Genomic DNA, 2,447 nt, shown 5'->3' on the forward strand with positions numbered 1-2,447 from the left:
CGCTCCGGGCCACTGCGCTCCCCGGCGCCCGCTCCCCGGCCGCCCCCGGTCAGCTCAGGCGGACGATCGCCCGCGACATGCCGAGGACCTTCTGTCCGGCGCTGGTCGCGGTGAGGTCCACGCGGACCGTGTGGTCGTCGAGCTTCGCGGCGACCTTGCCGCTGACCTCGATGGTGGCGCCCTGGTCGTCGTCGGGGACGACGACCGGACGGATGAAGCGGACGCCGTACTCGACGACCGCGCCCGGGTCGCCCACCCAGTCGGTCACCACGCGGATCGCCTCGGCCATGGTGAACATGCCGTGCGCGATGACGTCGGGCAGGCCGACCTCCTTGGCGAACCTCTCGTTCCAGTGGATGGGGTTGAAGTCGCCGGAGGCACCCGCGTACCGGACGAGGGTGGCGCGGGTCACGGGGAACGTCTGTGCGGGCAGCTCGGTGCCCACCTCGACGTCGGCGTGGAAGATCTTCGCCGTCATGGTGTGGTTCACGCCTCCTCGGCCGCGCGGGCCACCAGCTTGGTCCAGGCGGTCACGACGTGCTCGCCGTCCTGGTCGTGCACCTCGCCGCGGATGTCCAGCACCTCGTTGCCCGCCATCGACCGAACCGTCTCGATGGTCGAGGTGACGGTGAGCCGGTCACCGGCGCGCACCGGACGGCTGTAGGCGAACTTCTGGTCGCCGTGCACCACCCGGCTGTAGTCGAGGCCGAGCTGCGGATCGGCGACGACCTGGCCGGCGGCCTTGAAGCTGATGGCGAACACGAAGGTCGGCGGGGCGATCACATCGGGGTGGCCGAGCGCCTTGGCGGCCTCCACGTCCGTGTACGCCGGATTGGCGTCCCCCACCGCCTCGGCGAACTCACGGATCTTCTCCCGGCCCACCTCGTAGGGCTCGGTGGGCGGGTAGCTCCGCCCCACGAAGGACTGGTCGAGCGCCATGCGCGCGGCACCTCCTGTGTCTGCCTGTCTTGGACTGTGTCTGCCGACGGCCGGCCCGGTCGGCGGTGCGCCGGCCGGGCCGGCCCCCGGTGGAGAAACGACACGAGGCCGCCCCCCGGGTGGGGAGACGGCCTCGTGTACGAGCCTGTTTTATCGCGTCTCGCGATGCGCGGTGTGCGCATTGCAACGCGGGCAGTGCTTCTTCATCTCGAGACGATCCGGGTTGTTACGCCGGTTCTTCTTGGTGATGTAGTTCCGCTCCTTGCACTCCACGCAGGCCAGCGTGATCTTCGGGCGGACGTCGGTGGCAGCCACGTGAGTGCTCCTTGACGAACGGATTGACTGTATTTACGCAAGAAGAGTAGCCGATCGAAGGACCGACCCCGCAATCGGCTACTGTCTGTAGCGGTGACCGGACTTGAACCGGTGACACAGCGATTATGAGCCGCTTGCTCTACCGACTGAGCTACACCGCTTTGATGCGATCGGGCCCCGCCTCGCGACGGGAACCTCACGCACCAGAGCCCCAAAACGGAATCGAACCGTTGACCTTCTCCTTACCATGGAGACGCTCTGCCGACTGAGCTATTGGGGCGAGCGATGAAGACATTACACGCTCCGCTGCCGTTCGCCCAAATCCGTTTCGAGCCCCCGTCCCCTCGTGAGATGGACCACGCCGGTACGACTATTGCGCTCCTCCCGGCCGGCGGCGGGCGGTCATCCTAGGCTCGTCTCACTCTGCGTGATCTGTCTCGGCGTGAAGTACGTCCCAGTGCGCAGCCGGAGCCCCAGGAGTGTGATGCCCGACAGCCGGCCGCAGCCACCGTCCGACTCGTGGCCGTCGCTCCCGGGTCCGGCCGACCCGGCCCCCCTGCTGCTGTGCGGCGCGCGGCTCACCGACGGCCGGACCGTGGACGTACGGCTGGGCGGCGGGCACGTCGAGGCGGTCGGCACGGCCGGCAGCCTGGCGGCGGGCAGCCCGCACGCGCGCGTCACCCGGGTCGATCTCACGGGCTATCTGCTGCTCCCGGCCCCAGCCGAGCCCCACGCCCACGCCGACACCGCCCTGTCCGCGGACACCGGCGGCCCGGTCTCGTACGACTCCGAGGACGTCCAGCGCCGCGCGACGGAGGCGGCACTGCTCCAGCTCGGGCACGGCGCGACGGCCCTGCGGGCCCATGTGCGGGTGGGTGACCTGGCCGGCCTGGGCGCGCTGACCGGGGTCCTGCGGGCGGGACGCTCACTGCGCGGGCTGGCCGAGCTGACGACGGTCGCGGTGCCGCGGCTGCTGACCGGGGTGGCGGGGGCGGACGGGCTCGCCGTGCTGCGTGACGCGCTGAAGATGGGCGCGTCCGTGGTGGGCGGCTGCCCGGACCTCGACCCCGATCCCACGGGATATGTGGAGGCGGTCCTCGCAGTCGCCTCCGAACACGGCTGCCCCGTCGACCTGCACACGGACGCCGCGGACACCGCCCGGCTGGCCCGCTTCGCGGCCATGGCGGGCGGGC

Annotated in this window: 3 protein-coding genes, 2 tRNA genes and 1 pseudogene; 1 reads left to right on the plus strand and 5 read right to left on the minus strand. The window is 70.7% G+C overall.

Going from position 1 to position 2,447, the window contains the following annotated elements; all coding sequences use genetic code 11:
* Positions 1 to 49: 49 nt before the first annotated feature.
* The 5 genes from B9S61_RS14735 to B9S61_RS14755 form a co-directional block, all read right to left on the minus strand.
* Positions 50 to 478 carry a MaoC family dehydratase gene (locus B9S61_RS14735; protein WP_103542666.1) on the minus strand — a complete coding sequence of 143 codons (429 nt, stop codon included), beginning with the start codon at positions 476 to 478 and terminating at the stop codon, positions 50 to 52.
* Positions 479 to 486: 8 nt separating this feature from the next.
* Complete coding sequence (locus B9S61_RS14740) at positions 487 to 939, minus strand: MaoC family dehydratase N-terminal domain-containing protein (RefSeq protein WP_103542665.1); 453 nt, start codon at positions 937 to 939, stop codon at positions 487 to 489.
* Positions 940 to 1,089: 150 nt separating this feature from the next.
* On the minus strand, positions 1,090 to 1,254 hold the full coding sequence (gene rpmG, locus B9S61_RS14745) for a 50S ribosomal protein L33 (protein ID WP_003948671.1): 165 nt from the start codon (positions 1,252 to 1,254) through the stop codon (positions 1,090 to 1,092).
* 88 nt (positions 1,255 to 1,342) lie between these two features.
* Positions 1,343 to 1,415 (minus strand) — tRNA-Met (locus B9S61_RS14750).
* 46 nt (positions 1,416 to 1,461) lie between these two features.
* A tRNA-Thr gene (locus tag B9S61_RS14755) sits at positions 1,462 to 1,534 on the minus strand.
* A 204-nt stretch (positions 1,535 to 1,738) separates the two neighbouring features.
* Between B9S61_RS14755 and B9S61_RS14760 the strand changes: the two are divergent.
* Positions 1,739 to 2,447: pseudogene (locus tag B9S61_RS14760) on the plus strand (hydrolase); the annotation flags it as partial.

Source organism: Streptomyces sp. SM1 (genome assembly GCF_002910825.1).
GTDB classification, from domain to species: Bacteria; Actinomycetota; Actinomycetes; order Streptomycetales; family Streptomycetaceae; genus Streptomyces; species Streptomyces okerensis.